Here is a 13,625-nt window from a genome sequence, read left to right as displayed (position 1 = left end):
AGCCCTCAGTTCCGGTAGACCGGCTCCTGCTCGTCGAGGATCGCCTTCAATTCGCTGAGATGCCGTTCGGCTTGGCCGGGATAGTCGTCCATCTCGCTTGCCGTCTTCTCGGCAATGGCATCGGACAACATACGCAGCGGACGGCCGGTCCACAGCGCCTTGATGTAGGTCTCGGCGGCGCGCTCGAAATAGAACATGCGGTTGAAGGCATCGGCAACATTGTCGCCGATGACCAGCACGCCGTGATTGCCCATCACCATGACCTTGACCTTCGGATCGGTCAGAAGCTGCGAGCAGCGCTCGCCCTCCTCTTCGAAGGCCAGTCCGCCATAGTTGGCGTCGACGACATGGCGGTTGAAGAACATGGCCGAGTTCTGGTCGACCGGCGGCAGCGTCGAGTCGGCGAGCGATGCCAGCACGGTGGCGTGGACCGAATGCACATGCATGACGCAGCGCGCATGCGGCACATTGCGGTGGATGGCGCCGTGCAGACCCCAGGCCGTCGGGTCGGGCGCGTTGGGGCCGGAGAGCGTCTCGGGATCGTTGGCGTCGATCAGCAGAAGATCGCTAGCCTTGATCCGAGAGAAATGCACCTGGTTGGGATTCATCAGGAATTTGGTGCCGTCCTCGTTGACGGCCAGCGAGAAATGATTGGCCACCGCCTCGTGCATGTTGAGCCGCGCCGTCCAGCGGAAGGCGCAAGCGAGATCGACGCGCTCCTCATAGAAGGGTAGATTGGTCAGCGGCTCTTTCTGCAGGCGGGCAATGCTCATCGAGAATACTCCATAAAAGAGGCGAGGATGCCGCGCGCCTGACAAGCGTGCAACCGGTTTCGTTTGGTGCAGCCTTCGGTCGGATGAGGCTCCCGCCTTACGCGGCCGTGCTTTTGGCGGCGCCGACGCCGAGCCCGCCATGCTCGACGATGAAATCGATCACCTCCTGCAGCCCCTTGCCGCGCGACAGGTCGGTGAAGCCGAAGGGGCGTTTACCGCGCATGCGGGTGGCATCGCTCTCCATGACATCGAGGTTGACGTTCACATAGGGCGCGAGATCGCTCTTGTTGATGACGAGGAAATCGGAGCGGGTGATCGCCGGCCCACCCTTGCGCGGAATTTCCTCGCCCTGGCAGACGGAGATGACATAGAGCGTCAGGTCGGCGAGATCGGGCGAGAAGGTGGCGGCGAGATTGTCGCCGCCGGATTCGATGAAGATGACGTCGAGATCCGCGAATTTTTTGTTCAGCTCGGCGATCGCCTGCAGATTGATCGAGGCATCCTCGCGAATGGCGGTGTGCGGGCAGCCGCCTGTCTCGACGCCGACGATGCGGTCTTCGGGCAGCGCCTGCAGCCTGGCCAGCATCATGGCGTCTTCCCTGGTGTAGATGTCGTTGGTGACGACGGCGATGGAGAAGTCGTCGCGCAGCGCTTTACAGAGCTTTTCGGTGAGCGTCGTCTTGCCGGAACCGACAGGACCGCCGATGCCGATGCGAAGGGGACCATTGGCTTGGGTCATGTCGAGAACTCCGTGATGGCAAGGACGGCGAAGCCGAGCCCGATCAGCAGGCACAGCGGCGAATAATACCGGACATCGAGCCGCGCGAAAGGCTGCTCGGGCGTGAGCCGCCGCCACCAGGGCGTGAAGCCGGCAATGCCGCGACCGAGGAAGACCAGCGCAATCAGCATCGATGTGGCGGCAAGACCTTGCTTGGGAAAGGGCGAGGCAAAGACGCCTTCGAGCGCCATCGGCCACAATGTCGCCAGGCCAAGGCAGGCGGCAACGGCAAAGCTGGCAAAGCTGGCAAAGGGCGAGGGCATCTCACTGACGCCGCGAAAGCCGACGACAGCATGGGCGCAGGACGAAGCGTCCCTGCCCGGCCAGACACCGCCGATCCCCCAATAGACATGCAGAGCGGTGATCACGAGCAGGACGAGCGACAGCGTAAAGGCGATGAGGATCATGAACGAAACAGCCGCGAATATTGGGTTTCGTGCTTCATCGCCATGACGTCGGAGACGAAGGCGCAGCCGCCGAGATCGTCTGGCGTCGAGCCGGCGGCGCGGGCAGCCGTCGCCAGCGCCAGTGGTTCGAAGCCGGCGAGCAGCGCGGTGGCGTCGCTCTGTCCGACGACGCCAAGCCTGATCGCTGCCTGGACGAGGTTGGAGAAGAAAGCCTGCAGAAAGGCAGAGAGTGCATCCTGCAAGGCGATGCCATTGCCGCCGGCAACGGCGCCGACGGCGACGCAATAGGCGCAGTCTTCCGGCAGACGATCCAGCACCTGAGACGGCCAGGCCGATGCCGCTTTCAGGAAGGCGGCGCCCTGCAGCATGGTCTCGGCATGACGCTCGCGCGAGCCGGCCAAGGCTTCGGCGAGTGCGGCAATCTCATCCAGGTCGCCGGCTTCGCGGGCACGCCGCCAGGCTTCGGCGAACAGCACGGCGTCGTTCCAGCCCGAGCCCATCTCGACCAGCGTCTCCAGCCAGGCAGCGAGGCTTTGCCTGTCGGTTATCAGGCCGTCGTGCACGGCGCGTTCGAGGCCATGGCTGTAGGAAAAGCCGCCGACAGGAAAGGCCGGCGACAGCCATGCCATCAGCCGCAGCAAGGCGATGCCGGAAGGCTGGTCAGTCATGATGGTGGTGGTCATCATCATGCGAATGGGAATGGCCGTGCGAATGGGAATGCGATTCGGCATGGGAATGGGAATGCGATTCAGAATGGCTGTGCGCATGCGCCTCGGCATGGGCATGACCGTGATCATGACCGCCGTGGCCGGAATAGGCGCCGCGTACAGGTTTGAATGGCTCGGAGACGTCGCTCACCGTGGCGCCGAGTCCCTCCAGCATCGCCTTGATGACATGGTCGCGCAGGATGAGGATGCGATCGGCTTCGATGCTTGCTGCGAGATGGCGGTTGCCGATATGCCAGGCGAGTTCGGCCAGATGCACGGCATTGCGGGCGCGAATGTCATAGACCTCTTCGCGCGCCGCTACGATCTCGACATGACGGCCGTCCTCCAGCACCAGCCTGTCGCCGTCGTTCAAGGCAACCGCCTCCGGCAGATCGACAAGCACCTTCTCGCCGACTGACGTCTCGATGGCGCGACGGCGCAGATGCCGCTCGTCGTGAGCAAGCACAGCCTTGGCGTAAGGCACGGTCGGCCCCGCCTCTGCGCCTGCCAGCACGGAGACGGCACGCGGAAACTTGGTGAAGTCGGTGCGGATGTCGAGCTTCATCTGGAAGATCCTCCATTGGCCTGCGCGCGGGCGCGGGCCGGACGGGCCAGCACGCGGTCGAAATAGGCGTTGACGCTGTCGGACTCTATCGGGAACCGGCCGGCGCGGGCCCAGCCGCCCATATCGCCTAAAAGCACATCGATAGCGGAAAACCGGTCGCCGAGGGCAAAGGGCTTGTCGCCAAGCCGACGGTCCAGCGCCTTGACCTCCGTGGCGAAGTCATGCGCCGCAGCGGGGCCGACATCGACCCGCACCTCCTTCGGCAGCAGGAAGCGGTGGCGCACTTTGTTCCACAGCGGTGCCTCGAATTCCGACTGGGCAAAATGCATCCAGGAATCCATCTCGGCCCGGCCTGCGAGACCGGAATTGGCGCCCATGCCCTTATCCGCGTGCTTTTCGCCGAGATAGACGCAGATCGCTGCCGAATCCGTCACCATGAGCTCGCCGTCGATCAGGATCGGTACCTTGCCGGACGGGTTCAGCGCATAGGCTTCCGGCGAGCGCAATTTGACCTCGACGAATTCATAGGGCTGCCCGAGTTCCTCGAGCATCCAGAGAACACGACTAACCCGGGATCCGCGCGATCCGACGGCCTTGTACATGGTTGAAACCTGCCTTTTCCGAGAAGCATAGAGCCTGTTCCATCCCGATGGTATCGGGATGGGCTCTAGCTTTTTGTTTGAGCATGATCTTTTCCGAAAACCGGTTCCCACTTTTCGGGATCATGTTCTAGACCATCCGCCGCCGTCATACGATCGTGTCGAAGAGCCGCAGGATGAACGATACCTGATAGATCAGCGTGCCGGCGACGAAGACGATGTGAAAGCGGCGATCGCGGACCAGGATGGCTGCGATGCACAGCGCAACGAAAACCGGGGTGCGGATGAGATATTCATTGCCGTAGTGGGCGAAATGCTCCGGCCCTTTCAGCAACGTGTCGACGACGTCGAGCAGATAGGTCATCGCCAGCAGGCCGAAGAACCAGGCGCGGCGCGAATAGAAGAAATCCTCGTAGCCGGTGTAGTCGAGCATGGAGTCCGGGAACAGCAGCGCGCAGAGCAGGAACAGCGTGACGGCATAGAAGATGAGGAACAGGTACGTGCCGAAGGTCCAGGTCTCGATGGCGTAGAGGCCAAACTCCCACCACCAGAAATGCACCAGCAACAACAGCATCGAGCCGACCCAGGCCAGATGCACGGGATAGAGCTTGTACTGGCCGGGATGCTGGACGATGCGGGCGACCCCCGACAGCAGCCGCGTCACGCCAAGGCCGATCACCATGCCCATGACGATGCGGATATGCGGAAAGACGTCGTGGGGAGAGGCGATTTCGGTGGCCATGCCTGATCACAATGCGACTTCTGCTCGACGGCATATTGCGGCGTCCGGATAGCAGCCGCAACGCTTTTTGCCCGGGCGATCGAACTGCCGCGTCAGAACAGAAAATACCTCTGCGCCATCGGCAGTACGGTTGCCGGCTCGCAGGTGAGCAATTCGCCGTCGGCGCGCACCTCGTAAGTTTCGGGGTCGACCTCGACATGCGGGGTGGCGTCGTTGAGCACCATCGAATGCTTGCCGATGCCGCCGCGGGTGTTTTCGACCGCGACCATGGCCTTGTCGACGCCGAGGCGGCCTTGCAGTCCTGACTCGAAAGCTGCCTTGGAAACGAAGGTCACCGAGGAGTTGGTCAGCGCCTTGCCATAGGCGCCGAACATCGGCCGGTAGTGCATCGGCTGCGGCGTCGGGATCGAGGCGTTGGGATCGCCCATCGGCGCTGCGGCAATCGAGCCGCCGACCAGCACCATCTCCGGCTTGACGCCGAAGAAGGCCGGGTTCCACAGCACGAGATCGGCGCGTTTTCCGACCGCCACCGAGCCGATCTCCTTCGACAGACCATGCGCGATGGCCGGGTTGATGGTGTATTTGGCGATGTAGCGGCGGACGCGGAAATTATCGTTTTCGCCGGTCTCCTGCGGCAGCGAGCCGCGCTGGCGCTTCATCTTGTCGGCGGTCTGCCAACAACGGATCGCCACCTCGCCGACGCGACCCATGGCCTGGCTGTCCGAGGAGATGATCGAGAAGGCGCCGATGTCGTGCAGTATGTCTTCGGCGGCTATGGTTTCCTTGCGGATGCGGCTTTCGGCGAAGGCGATATCCTCCGGGATCGACGGCGACAGATGATGGCAGACCATCAGCATGTCGAGATGCTCGGCCAGCGTGTTGACCGTGTAGGGCCTGGTCGGATTGGTCGAGGACGGGATGACGTTGGGCAGGCCGCAGACCTTGATAATATCAGGCGCATGGCCGCCGCCGGCGCCTTCGGTGTGGAAGGCATGGATGGTGCGGCCCTTGATCGCCGCGACGGTGTTTTCGACAAACCCCGATTCGTTCAGCGTGTCGGTGTGGATCATCACCTGCACGTCGTGGTCGTCGGCGACCGACAGGCAGCAGTCGATGGCAGCCGGGGTCGTGCCCCAGTCCTCGTGCAGCTTCAGCGAGCAGGCGCCGGCGAGCACCATCTCTTCAAGGGCGGCCGGCAGCGAGGCGTTACCCTTGCCCGACAGGCCGATGTTCATCGGGAAGGCGTCGAAGGACTGGATCATGCGCGCCATGTGCCACGGCCCCGGCGTGCAGGTGGTGGCCAGAGTGCCGTGCGCCGGACCGGTGCCGCCGCCGAGCATGGTGGTGATGCCGCTCATCAGCGCTTCCTCGATCTGCTGCGGGCAGATGAAGTGGATATGCGCGTCGATACCCCCGGCAGTCAGTATCTTGCCCTCGCCGGCGATGATCTCGGTGCTGGGGCCGATGATGATGGTGACGCCATCTTGAGTATCCGGATTGCCGGCCTTGCCGATGGCGGCGATGCGGCCGTCCTTGAGGCCGATATCGGCCTTGAAGATACCGGCCGACGCATCGATGACCAGCGCGTTGGTGATGACGGTGTCGACCGCGCCTTGCGCCCGCGAAACCTGGCTCTGGCCCATGCCGTCGCGGATGACCTTGCCGCCGCCGAATTTCACTTCCTCGCCGTGAACGGTGAGGTCTTTTTCCACCTCGATGAACAATTCGGTGTCGGCCAGCCGCACCTTGTCGCCGACCGTCGGGCCGTACATCTGCGCAAAGGCGGCGCGGGTAATTCTAGCCATCAGCAATTGCTCCCGAAATGCGGCTGCGAAGCCATGCCCCACATTGCCGCCATCCTATGGTCACGCAATGACCTGCTAAGCGACACCTTGTGTTCCCATTTGGCGGTTGAGGTGGGCGAGTCACCCCAAAACGACCGTTTGCCAAATCGATGGAAGGAAGATCCATGCGCAAAACGATACTTATCGCAGCCGCCGCCACCCTGGCGTTGGCGAGTGCAGCCAGCGCTCAGCAACAGCCCGCGCAGCAACAGCCCAGCCAGCCGCCGGCAGCACCCGCCGCGCCCGGCGCGCAGCCGGCCGTGCCGACGATCCAGAGCGTGAACATCGTCGACATCACGGAACTGCCCAAGGATACCCAGACGCAGGTCAACCAGGTGATCGCCCAGCGCGGCGAGGGCGGTTTGCAGAAGCTGCGCAGCTCGATCGACGCGACGCCCAAGGTCAAGTCGGCGCTCGAAGCCAAGGGGCTGACCTCGGCGCAGGTTATCGCCGCCAGCATGAACCCCGACGGCGCACTGACGCTGATCACAAAGAAGGCGAGCTGACGCGTGGTTGCGGCGGGCCGGCACCCGGCCCGCCCGCCACATCAGAAAGGGAACCTTCGCCGGGCGGGATTCGTTTCTATCTTTTCGCGCTGAACCGCGTCCCGAAAAGAGTTCCGTCTGGAGCGAGCGATGGCGATTACCCTCACGACAAGATGGCTGCAAGCGATGGCCGCGCTGGCGCTTCTCGCTGCGGCCGGCTCCCACACCGAGCTCAACGCGCAAGGGTTTGGAAGCAACGAGACCGTTGACCGCATCATCGGCTCGGAGGTCAAGCAGGAAGAGACCAGGACAAGCACTGAAGCCGGGAAGGTCAGCAGCGCGATCGACCGGACGCGCGAAAACATCGGCACGGTGCGCAAGACGTCCAAGCTCGACAAGGTCGATATCGTGTTCCTGACCGACGCGGCGCGCAGCGAAGGCGGCCCGCCGCCGGCGATCGAGACCAAGATCAAGCAGCATCAGGACGATATCGCGGAACTGCGCAAGGAGATCGAGGCGAACGCGCTGCTGTTCAATGCCATCGATTCCAGGCGCGTGGCCGCCGAGGACGTTCTCGCCATCGAGTTCGACGATCCGGGAAAAGTCGTCATCTATGCGGCGGCCAAGCCGTCGGGCTGAGCCGAAAGCGCTGCTTGTTTCCATGCATGTCGTTGCCCCAAAACCACTCAGCACTTTTGGGCGACATGCATCAGCAATCGATCTCACAGCTTGCCCATCACCTTTTGCTGGAAGCCGTAGACCTCGCGCTTGCCGCCGAGCGGCACCAGCGTGACGTCGCGCTCCTGACCCGGCTCGAAGCGCATCGCCGTGCCGGCGGCGATGTCGAGCCGCATGCCGCGCGCCCTTGCACGATCGAATTTCAACCCTTCATTGGTCTCGAAGAAGTGGTAGTGGCTGCCGACCTGGATCGGCCGGTCGCCGCTGTTGGCCACTTTCAGCGTCACGGTCGGCAGGCCCTTGTTCAGTTCGATCTCGCCGCTCGCGGTGATGACTTCGCCCGGGATCATCTGAGGCCTCACAGCACGCCGAAGACGAGGCCGACGCCAACAGCCGCGCAGGCGGCGCCGGCCGCACGGGCAAAGCCGCGGAAGCGCATACCAAGGCCCAGACCAGCCGCAATGCCCGTCGCATGGAGCAGCACGGTGGCCGCGGCAAAGCCGGCCATGTACTCCAGCCCGCCGGCATTTTCGGGCACCTCAGTGCCATGGGCATGACCATGAAACAGCGCGAACAGGCCGATAGTGGCAACCCCCGCCGAGACAGGCAGATCGACCGCCAGCGCCACCAGCAGGCCCAAGGCCACGACGGAAGCGAGGATGCCCGGTTCGACGAAGGGCAGCGGCACGTGCAGCATGCCGAGCGCGCCGCCGACCAGCATGACGCCGACAAACGCCGCCGGCCAGGCCCAGATCGCCTTGCCACCCTTGAGCGCCGCCCAAAGCCCGACGGCGATCATCACCATCATGTGGTCGAGGCCCGACAGCGGATGCATGAAGCCGGCCGCGAAGGACGAGGTGGTGCCGACGCCGACATGAGCGTAGGCGGGCATGGCGGCGGCAAGCAGCAGGATCGTCGCGAGCGTGGTTCGTTTCATCGGAGCTGATATCATCGAAATGCCTTCTCTGCTGACAGGGTTCGTGCCGGTCACGCGGCCTTGCGGGGACCGCAGCCCTCGGCCTTGAGCACGCGCTTGGTCGAAGCGGGATATTTCTCCAGCTTCGCTGCCGGGCGGATCGGCCGCGCCGAAAAATTGCCGCCGCAATTCGGGCAGACACCGCCAAGCACGTTTTCCGCGCAATCGGCGCAGAAGGTGCATTCGAAGGTGCAGATCAGCGCATCCGTCGCCTCCGGCGGCAGGTCCTTGTCGCAACATTCGCAATTTGGGCGCAGCTCGAGCATGTTTTTCTCCTCACCGTATCGGTTCGTGCACGGTCACCAGCTTGGTGCCGTCGGGAAACGTCGCCTCGACCTGGACGTCGTGGATCATCTCGGCGATGCCGTCCATCACCTGCGCGCGGGTGACGACATGGGCGCCGGCCTCCATCAATTCGGCGACCGCACGGCCGTCGCGAGCACCCTCGACGACGAAATCGGTGATCAGCGCAATCGCCTCCGGATGGTTGAGCTTGACGCCGCGTTCGAGCCGCTTGCGCGCCACGATCGCCGCCATGGCGATGAGCAGCTTGTCCTTTTCCCTCGGCGTCAGGTTCATGCGTTTTCCTAAGAGGTAGAATCAAAGTGGCAGAATCAGAGTGACCATAATTTGGGCAGGCCCGCCCGCCCGTTGAGCAATTCGACAAGCGGAACCAGCCGCTTGCGGAGCTGGTAGCCGTCCTCGGCAAACAGCCTCGCAAGAAGCTTGCCAGATTTTTTCACGCTCCAGGCACTGGCGTCGCCCTCACCGCCGATGATTGCGCGAACCGGTTCGAGAAACGCCTCGGCGCGCGGCGAGACCAACAGCACCGTCGTCATCGCGGCGGCGCCGCCGGCGACGGCCGCACGGCCAAGGCTGGCGGCAATAGCCGGTCCGATACGGAAATCCTCGGCGTGGACGAGCGCTCCGTCCTGGCGGACGCGCCAGCGGTCGTGAAAACCGCCATGCGTCGCGCGCTCGCCCATCGCCAGGCGGCCGAAGACGGTGGCCTCGAGCAGCAGCGCCTCGGCATCGGCGGCAAGCTCGACATCGAGCGTGCGGGCGAAGGCCGCCCGATCGAAGACGATGGTTTCCTGCGGCAGCCAGGCGATGCGGCCGCCGGCGCCGACGGTCAGCCTCAGCCGCACTTCGGCGCGATCCGATGCCGCGCGATAGATTTTTTCGCAGGCCTGGGTGGTGATCGAGGCCGAGGCACCGGCGCCGACATCCACCTCCCAGTCGAGACGGTCGCCACCGGTCAGGCCGCCGGCGGTGTTGATCAGCACGGCTTCCAGCGGATCGGCCGAGACTGCCGGCATGCGGATCTTGGCCGAGCCGTCCTGATAGAGACGCCGAAGGCGCGTGCGACCATCGCTCTTGCCGCAGAAAAGCCTGGCTCGCCCCGCAACACGCTGGGCCGCGGGCGCCGAAGTCGAGATAGTTTCCATCATGTCCACACGACCAACGTTAAGCACTCCCGTGGCTTTGTCGATATATAGCTTGTTGCCTCACAACGTTTCGGTTTCTATAGAGGGAGCCTCCTTGGAACGGTCACGCAGCGCCTGGCGGGGTATAGGGCGACGACGACGATGTGAATCCGGGGACAAAGGGGCGCTGATCAGTCGGCGTCGGGAAACGACAAAGTTGGGGAAGAAACCGAATGGCTGACCAGCTGGCAGCGGACATCATCGAGAAGATCAAGGCTCATGCCGAGCCTGGCGGCGAAGAGATCACCACCAATACCGAATTGACGTCGCTGGGCATCCATTCGCTCGAACTAACGGAGATCATCTTCGATCTCGAAGAACAGTATGGCATCGAGATCGAGATGAACACGGTCGATGCCTGGAGCAATTTGAAGAATGTCGGCGACATGGTCGAGGCTGTTCGCGCGCTGATCGCGAAAAAAGCCTAACCGAATGCTGAAGCGCGTCGTCATTACCGGCATCGGCGGGATTTGCGGGCTCGGCACCGATGCACCGGCAATCTGGAACGAAATGCGCGCCGGCCGCTCGGCGATCGGCCCGATCGACAATCCGCTGCTGCATGATTTGAAGGTCAAGATCGGCTGCGAGATCAAGGCGCTGCCCGAGCACGGCATCGACCGCAAGCAATTGGTATCGATGGACCGGTTCAGCCTGCTGGCGGTGATTGCCGCGCGCGAAGCCATGCAGCACTCCGGATTGACCGCGCATGCGGACAACACCTACCGCATGGGCACCATCGTCGGCGTCGGGGTCTGCGGGTTTGAGGCGGTCGAGGAAAACTATCGCGCGATTTTGATCGAGAAGAAGAACCGCGCCGGCATCTTCACGGTGCCGAAAGTCATGCCGGGAGCGGCCTCCGGCCAGGTCAGCATGCATCTCGGCCTGCGCGGGCCGGTCTTCGGCGTCACCTCGGCCTGCTCGTCGGCCAACCACGCGATCGCCGCGGGGGTCGACCAGATTCGGCTCGGCCGCGCCGACGTCATGGTCGCCGGCGGCACCGACGCGCCGCTGGTGTGGGGCGTGCTGAAGGGCTGGGAAGCGCTGCGCGTTCTGTCGCCTGACACATGCCGACCGTTCTCGGCCGATCGCCAGGGCCTGATCCTCGGCGAAGGTGCCGGCATGGCGGTGCTGGAAAGCTACGACCACGCCATGGCGCGCGGCGCCACCATCCTGGCCGAGATCGCCGGCACGGGCCTGTCCGCCGACGCATCCGACATCGTCGCGCCGACCATTGAAGGACCGGAAGCAGCGATGCGTTTCTGTCTGGCGGACGCCGGGCTCAATCCGGAAGACATCGACTATCTCAACGCGCATGGCACCGGCACCAAGGCCAACGACCAGATCGAGACGGCGGCGATCAAGCGCGTTTTCGGTGAGCACGCGCATTCGCTCTCCATCTCCTCGACCAAGTCGATGCATGCGCACTGCCTTGGCGCCTCGGGCGGCTTGGAGATGATCGCCTGCGTCATGGCGATCCGCGAAGGCATCGTGCCGCCGACGGCGAATTTCCGCGAAGCTGATCCAGATTGCGATCTCGACGTGACGCCGAACGTGGCGCGCGAGCGCAAGGTGCGCGTCGCGATCAGCAACGGCTTTGCCTTTGGCGGCACCAATGCTGTGCTGGCATTCAAGGCGGTCTGAGGCCGTTCTGCACCATTTGCCCGGAACTTTTGCCGGCCATATTGATCGGGGTCGGGCCTGCTCCTAATTCTTTGCGACCCGCCCCTTGCGCCGCTTCCGATCCCGGAGCCTTCCATGACCGACCTGTCCGCCTTTCCGATTACCAAGCGCTGGCCGGCCAAGCATCCAGACCGCCTCCAGCTCTATTCCGCGACAACGCCCAACGGCGTGAAAATCTCGATCGCGCTGGAGGAACTCGGCCTGCCCTACGAGGCACACGCGGTCAACATCGGCAAGAACGAGAGCTGGACGCCGGAATTCCTATCACTGAACCCGAACGGCAAGATACCGGCGATGATCGACCCGAACGGTCCCGGCGGCCAGCCGATCGGCCTGTTCGAATCCGGCGCCATCCTGCTCTATCTCACCGACAAGACCGGCAAGCTGATCCCCGCCGACCCTATCCGGCGCTACGAGACGATCCAGTGGGTGTTCTTCCAGATGGCCTCGATCGGGCCGATCTTCGGACAGGTCGGCTTCTTCAACAAATTCGCCGGGCGCGAGATCGCCGACAAGCGGCCGCTGGAGCGCTACCGCGACGAATCGCGGCGGCTGATCGGCGTGCTGGAGACCAGGCTCAAGGGTCGGACATGGATCATGGACGACGACTACACCATCGCCGACATCTCGATGCTCGGCTGGGTGCGCAATCTGATCGGCTTTTATGAGGCGCGCGAACTGGTAGGCTTCGACGATTTCCCGATCGTCGCGGCATGGCTGGAGCGCGGCCTCGCGCGGCCCGCGGTGCAAAAAGGCCTGACCATTCCCGCAAGGGGCTGAGCGCGGCCGGCCGCAAGGACGGAGGACCGGCCCTATTTTGCCTTGGCTTTGGACCCGCCCCGGCCGACGACGGAGGCCGCAAGCGACGCGACGCCTCGCGCAGTGGCGACGACCGCTCCGGCCGCAACGTTGGCTGCCGTGCGAACGGCGCCCTTCGAGGTGCTTGCCGCCGGCTTCCTGGCCTTGGTGACTTTCGGCGCGGCGCCGGGCACCACTTTCCTCGGCGCGGCCTTGCCGAAGGCAGGCTTGGCGTCCTTCGAGCGCTCGGCGATTGCCGGGCCGGCACCCGCTTTTGCCTGCGTTGCCCTGGGTTGAACTGACTTGCCCTTGGCGGGTTTTTTGGTCCTGGTTGCCATCGGATTTTCCCTGATACAGCTAAATGCCGTGTCGGGCATAACGACCGGAAAGTCTTAAGGTTCCCCGACCAACACTGCTAAAATCCGCCATGATCGCCGATGACGAGATCGGCGGGCCGCCGCCGCGCCAGCACGCGGTCGATGTTGGGCATGTCGTTGGACGCGATCCAGGCGCGGGCGTCTTCATCGGAGCGGCCATGCCCGTGCCAGCGCTCCAGCAGGCGGCGTTCGAGCTCGTCGCGCGGCACGTCGACGAAGATGGTGAAATCGAACAGCGGCGCCAGCTTCGACCATGGCTCCTCGTCGAGCAGGAGATAGTTGCCCTCGACCAGGATGAACTTGGTGTCAGCACCGACGATTGCTGCGGCGGCGCGCGACAATTCCAAGCTGCGGTCGAACACCGGGATGGCAATGTCGGGCTCGCCCGAACGGATGCGCTTCAACAGCGTTTCGAAGCCGGCAAAGTCGAAGGTTTCCGGCGCGCCTTTTCTTGGCCGAAGACCGCGCTGGTTGAGGACGATGTCGTCATAGTGGAAACCGTCCATCGGCACGACTTCCGAGGATCCTTCCGGCAGCAGGTCATGCAAGGAGGCCGACAGCGTCGACTTGCCGGCGCCGGGAGGGCCGGCGATGGCGACGATGAACCGCGGCGCCTTGCCGGCACGCTTGAAGATAGTGGCGGCGAGATGGGCGATTTCGGACATGAGGCATTCCTGGCTGGATGTTCCGCAGGGTGATCGGCGCATCTTGGCGACAGTTGGTGGAAAT

General features: G+C 63.8%; 20 protein-coding genes. 5 read left to right on the top strand and 15 right to left on the bottom strand.

From position 1 onward, the window contains the following. Window positions 1-5: 5 nt before the first annotated feature. From AC04SI_RS00165 to ureC, 8 genes are all read right to left on the bottom strand, one after another. Complete coding sequence (locus tag AC04SI_RS00165; RefSeq protein WP_404274715.1) at window positions 6-773, bottom strand: class II aldolase and adducin N-terminal domain-containing protein; 768 nt, start codon at window positions 771-773, stop codon at window positions 6-8. Window positions 774-870: 97 nt separating this feature from the next. Beyond that, entirely contained in the window at window positions 871-1,512 is a 642-nt protein-coding gene (ureG, locus tag AC04SI_RS00160; RefSeq protein WP_488473765.1) for an urease accessory protein UreG, read from the bottom strand. Next, a complete protein-coding gene (locus AC04SI_RS00155) occupies window positions 1,509-1,958 on the bottom strand; it encodes a DUF3995 domain-containing protein (RefSeq protein ID WP_488473764.1) in 450 nt (149 codons plus the stop codon). The genes ureG and AC04SI_RS00155 overlap by 4 nt, the downstream gene beginning before the upstream one ends. Then, a complete protein-coding gene (locus AC04SI_RS00150) occupies window positions 1,955-2,626 on the bottom strand; it encodes an urease accessory protein UreF (protein ID WP_404275344.1) in 672 nt (223 codons plus the stop codon). Before AC04SI_RS00150 ends, AC04SI_RS00155 begins: the two co-directional genes overlap by 4 nt. Beyond that, window positions 2,619-3,230, bottom strand: coding sequence for an urease accessory protein UreE (locus AC04SI_RS00145; RefSeq protein WP_404274711.1), 612 nt, complete (start codon window positions 3,228-3,230; stop codon window positions 2,619-2,621). Before AC04SI_RS00145 ends, AC04SI_RS00150 begins: the two co-directional genes overlap by 8 nt. Beyond that, window positions 3,227-3,832 (bottom strand): glutathione S-transferase family protein, encoded by a 606-nt coding sequence (locus tag AC04SI_RS00140; protein ID WP_404274709.1) that lies wholly within the window; start codon window positions 3,830-3,832, stop codon window positions 3,227-3,229. Before AC04SI_RS00140 ends, AC04SI_RS00145 begins: the two co-directional genes overlap by 4 nt. Window positions 3,833-3,977: 145 nt before the next feature. Beyond that, a complete protein-coding gene (locus AC04SI_RS00135; RefSeq protein ID WP_404274707.1) occupies window positions 3,978-4,571 on the bottom strand; it encodes a hypothetical protein in 594 nt (197 codons plus the stop codon). 92 nt (window positions 4,572-4,663) lie between these two features. After that, window positions 4,664-6,376 carry an urease subunit alpha gene (ureC, locus tag AC04SI_RS00130; protein WP_404274705.1) on the bottom strand — a complete coding sequence of 571 codons (1,713 nt, stop codon included), beginning with the start codon at window positions 6,374-6,376 and terminating at the stop codon, window positions 4,664-4,666. Between the two features lie 164 nt (window positions 6,377-6,540). Here ureC and AC04SI_RS00125 point away from each other — a divergent pair, with 164 nt between their 5' ends. After that, the gene (locus AC04SI_RS00125; RefSeq protein ID WP_404274703.1) at window positions 6,541-6,921 is read left to right on the top strand and encodes a hypothetical protein; all 381 of its coding nucleotides are present in this window, start codon (window positions 6,541-6,543) and stop codon (window positions 6,919-6,921) included. A 129-nt stretch (window positions 6,922-7,050) separates the two neighbouring features. Continuing rightward, window positions 7,051-7,539, top strand: coding sequence for a hypothetical protein (locus tag AC04SI_RS00120; protein ID WP_404274702.1), 489 nt, complete (start codon window positions 7,051-7,053; stop codon window positions 7,537-7,539). A gap of 83 nt (window positions 7,540-7,622) precedes the next feature. Here AC04SI_RS00120 and AC04SI_RS00115 read toward each other — a convergent pair whose 3' ends face one another. From AC04SI_RS00115 to AC04SI_RS00095, 5 genes are read right to left on the bottom strand one after another with little or no spacing between them, the layout of a single operon-like run. Beyond that, entirely contained in the window at window positions 7,623-7,928 is a 306-nt protein-coding gene (locus AC04SI_RS00115) for an urease subunit beta (RefSeq protein WP_192178264.1), read from the bottom strand. Window positions 7,929-7,936: 8 nt separating this feature from the next. Beyond that, the gene (locus tag AC04SI_RS00110; protein ID WP_404274701.1) at window positions 7,937-8,530 is read right to left on the bottom strand and encodes a HupE/UreJ family protein; all 594 of its coding nucleotides are present in this window, start codon (window positions 8,528-8,530) and stop codon (window positions 7,937-7,939) included. A gap of 35 nt (window positions 8,531-8,565) precedes the next feature. Next, on the bottom strand, window positions 8,566-8,820 hold the full coding sequence (locus AC04SI_RS00105) for a DUF1272 domain-containing protein (protein ID WP_404274700.1): 255 nt from the start codon (window positions 8,818-8,820) through the stop codon (window positions 8,566-8,568). Between the two features lie 10 nt (window positions 8,821-8,830). Then, window positions 8,831-9,133, bottom strand: coding sequence for an urease subunit gamma (locus AC04SI_RS00100; RefSeq protein ID WP_006200750.1), 303 nt, complete (start codon window positions 9,131-9,133; stop codon window positions 8,831-8,833). Window positions 9,134-9,168: 35 nt separating this feature from the next. Then, on the bottom strand, window positions 9,169-10,005 hold the full coding sequence (locus AC04SI_RS00095; RefSeq protein ID WP_404274698.1) for an urease accessory protein UreD: 837 nt from the start codon (window positions 10,003-10,005) through the stop codon (window positions 9,169-9,171). 209 nt (window positions 10,006-10,214) lie between these two features. Here AC04SI_RS00095 and AC04SI_RS00090 point away from each other — a divergent pair, with 209 nt between their 5' ends. The 3 genes from AC04SI_RS00090 (at window position 10,215) to AC04SI_RS00080 (ending at window position 12,501) form a co-directional block, all read left to right on the top strand. Next, entirely contained in the window at window positions 10,215-10,469 is a 255-nt protein-coding gene (locus tag AC04SI_RS00090) for an acyl carrier protein (RefSeq protein ID WP_404274697.1), read from the top strand. Between the two features lie 4 nt (window positions 10,470-10,473). Further along, window positions 10,474-11,682: a beta-ketoacyl-[acyl-carrier-protein] synthase family protein gene (locus tag AC04SI_RS00085; protein WP_404274695.1), complete on the top strand. Its 1,209-nt coding sequence runs from the start codon at window positions 10,474-10,476 to the stop codon at window positions 11,680-11,682. 114 nt (window positions 11,683-11,796) lie between these two features. Further along, window positions 11,797-12,501, top strand: a complete 705-nt coding sequence (locus AC04SI_RS00080; protein ID WP_192178270.1) for a glutathione S-transferase family protein — start codon at window positions 11,797-11,799, stop codon at window positions 12,499-12,501. A 32-nt stretch (window positions 12,502-12,533) separates the two neighbouring features. On the opposite strand, the gene AC04SI_RS00075 is transcribed toward AC04SI_RS00080, so the two are convergent. Beyond that, window positions 12,534-12,857 (bottom strand): hypothetical protein, encoded by a 324-nt coding sequence (locus AC04SI_RS00075; RefSeq protein WP_404274694.1) that lies wholly within the window; start codon window positions 12,855-12,857, stop codon window positions 12,534-12,536. Window positions 12,858-12,934: 77 nt separating this feature from the next. After that, on the bottom strand, window positions 12,935-13,561 hold the full coding sequence (locus AC04SI_RS00070) for a nucleoside triphosphate hydrolase (protein ID WP_404274692.1): 627 nt from the start codon (window positions 13,559-13,561) through the stop codon (window positions 12,935-12,937). Between the last annotated feature and the right edge of the window lie 64 nt (window positions 13,562-13,625).

It is taken from the genome of Mesorhizobium sp. CNPSo 4689 (assembly GCF_057784325.1).
The sequence above is the reverse complement of the archived record's forward strand: the minus strand, read 5'-3'. Positions and strand labels throughout refer to the sequence as shown.

What these genes read in the sequence shown, in the direction of transcription:
- AC04SI_RS00125 (WP_404274703.1), top strand. Translation starts at nt 6,541, where the DNA reads ATGCGCAAAACGATACTTATCGCAGCCGCCGCCACCCTGGCGTTGGCG.
- ureG (WP_488473765.1), bottom strand. Translation starts at nt 1,512, where the DNA reads ATGACCCAAGCCAATGGTCCCCTTCGCATCGGCATCGGCGGTCCTGTC.
- AC04SI_RS00145 (WP_404274711.1), bottom strand. Translation starts at nt 3,230, where the DNA reads ATGAAGCTCGACATCCGCACCGACTTCACCAAGTTTCCGCGTGCCGTC.
- AC04SI_RS00075 (WP_404274694.1), bottom strand. Translation starts at nt 12,857, where the DNA reads ATGGCAACCAGGACCAAAAAACCCGCCAAGGGCAAGTCAGTTCAACCC.
- AC04SI_RS00070 (WP_404274692.1), bottom strand. Translation starts at nt 13,561, where the DNA reads ATGTCCGAAATCGCCCATCTCGCCGCCACTATCTTCAAGCGTGCCGGC.
- AC04SI_RS00140 (WP_404274709.1), bottom strand. Translation starts at nt 3,832, where the DNA reads ATGTACAAGGCCGTCGGATCGCGCGGATCCCGGGTTAGTCGTGTTCTC.
- AC04SI_RS00165 (WP_404274715.1), bottom strand. Translation starts at nt 773, where the DNA reads ATGAGCATTGCCCGCCTGCAGAAAGAGCCGCTGACCAATCTACCCTTC.
- ureC (WP_404274705.1), bottom strand. Translation starts at nt 6,376, where the DNA reads ATGGCTAGAATTACCCGCGCCGCCTTTGCGCAGATGTACGGCCCGACG.
- AC04SI_RS00150 (WP_404275344.1), bottom strand. Translation starts at nt 2,626, where the DNA reads ATGACTGACCAGCCTTCCGGCATCGCCTTGCTGCGGCTGATGGCATGG.
- AC04SI_RS00120 (WP_404274702.1), top strand. Translation starts at nt 7,051, where the DNA reads ATGGCGATTACCCTCACGACAAGATGGCTGCAAGCGATGGCCGCGCTG.
- AC04SI_RS00100 (WP_006200750.1), bottom strand. Translation starts at nt 9,133, where the DNA reads ATGAACCTGACGCCGAGGGAAAAGGACAAGCTGCTCATCGCCATGGCG.
- AC04SI_RS00105 (WP_404274700.1), bottom strand. Translation starts at nt 8,820, where the DNA reads ATGCTCGAGCTGCGCCCAAATTGCGAATGTTGCGACAAGGACCTGCCG.
- AC04SI_RS00090 (WP_404274697.1), top strand. Translation starts at nt 10,215, where the DNA reads ATGGCTGACCAGCTGGCAGCGGACATCATCGAGAAGATCAAGGCTCAT.
- AC04SI_RS00110 (WP_404274701.1), bottom strand. Translation starts at nt 8,530, where the DNA reads ATGATATCAGCTCCGATGAAACGAACCACGCTCGCGACGATCCTGCTG.
- AC04SI_RS00085 (WP_404274695.1), top strand. Translation starts at nt 10,474, where the DNA reads ATGCTGAAGCGCGTCGTCATTACCGGCATCGGCGGGATTTGCGGGCTC.
- AC04SI_RS00115 (WP_192178264.1), bottom strand. Translation starts at nt 7,928, where the DNA reads ATGATCCCGGGCGAAGTCATCACCGCGAGCGGCGAGATCGAACTGAAC.
- AC04SI_RS00155 (WP_488473764.1), bottom strand. Translation starts at nt 1,958, where the DNA reads ATGATCCTCATCGCCTTTACGCTGTCGCTCGTCCTGCTCGTGATCACC.
- AC04SI_RS00135 (WP_404274707.1), bottom strand. Translation starts at nt 4,571, where the DNA reads ATGGCCACCGAAATCGCCTCTCCCCACGACGTCTTTCCGCATATCCGC.
- AC04SI_RS00080 (WP_192178270.1), top strand. Translation starts at nt 11,797, where the DNA reads ATGACCGACCTGTCCGCCTTTCCGATTACCAAGCGCTGGCCGGCCAAG.
- AC04SI_RS00095 (WP_404274698.1), bottom strand. Translation starts at nt 10,005, where the DNA reads ATGATGGAAACTATCTCGACTTCGGCGCCCGCGGCCCAGCGTGTTGCG.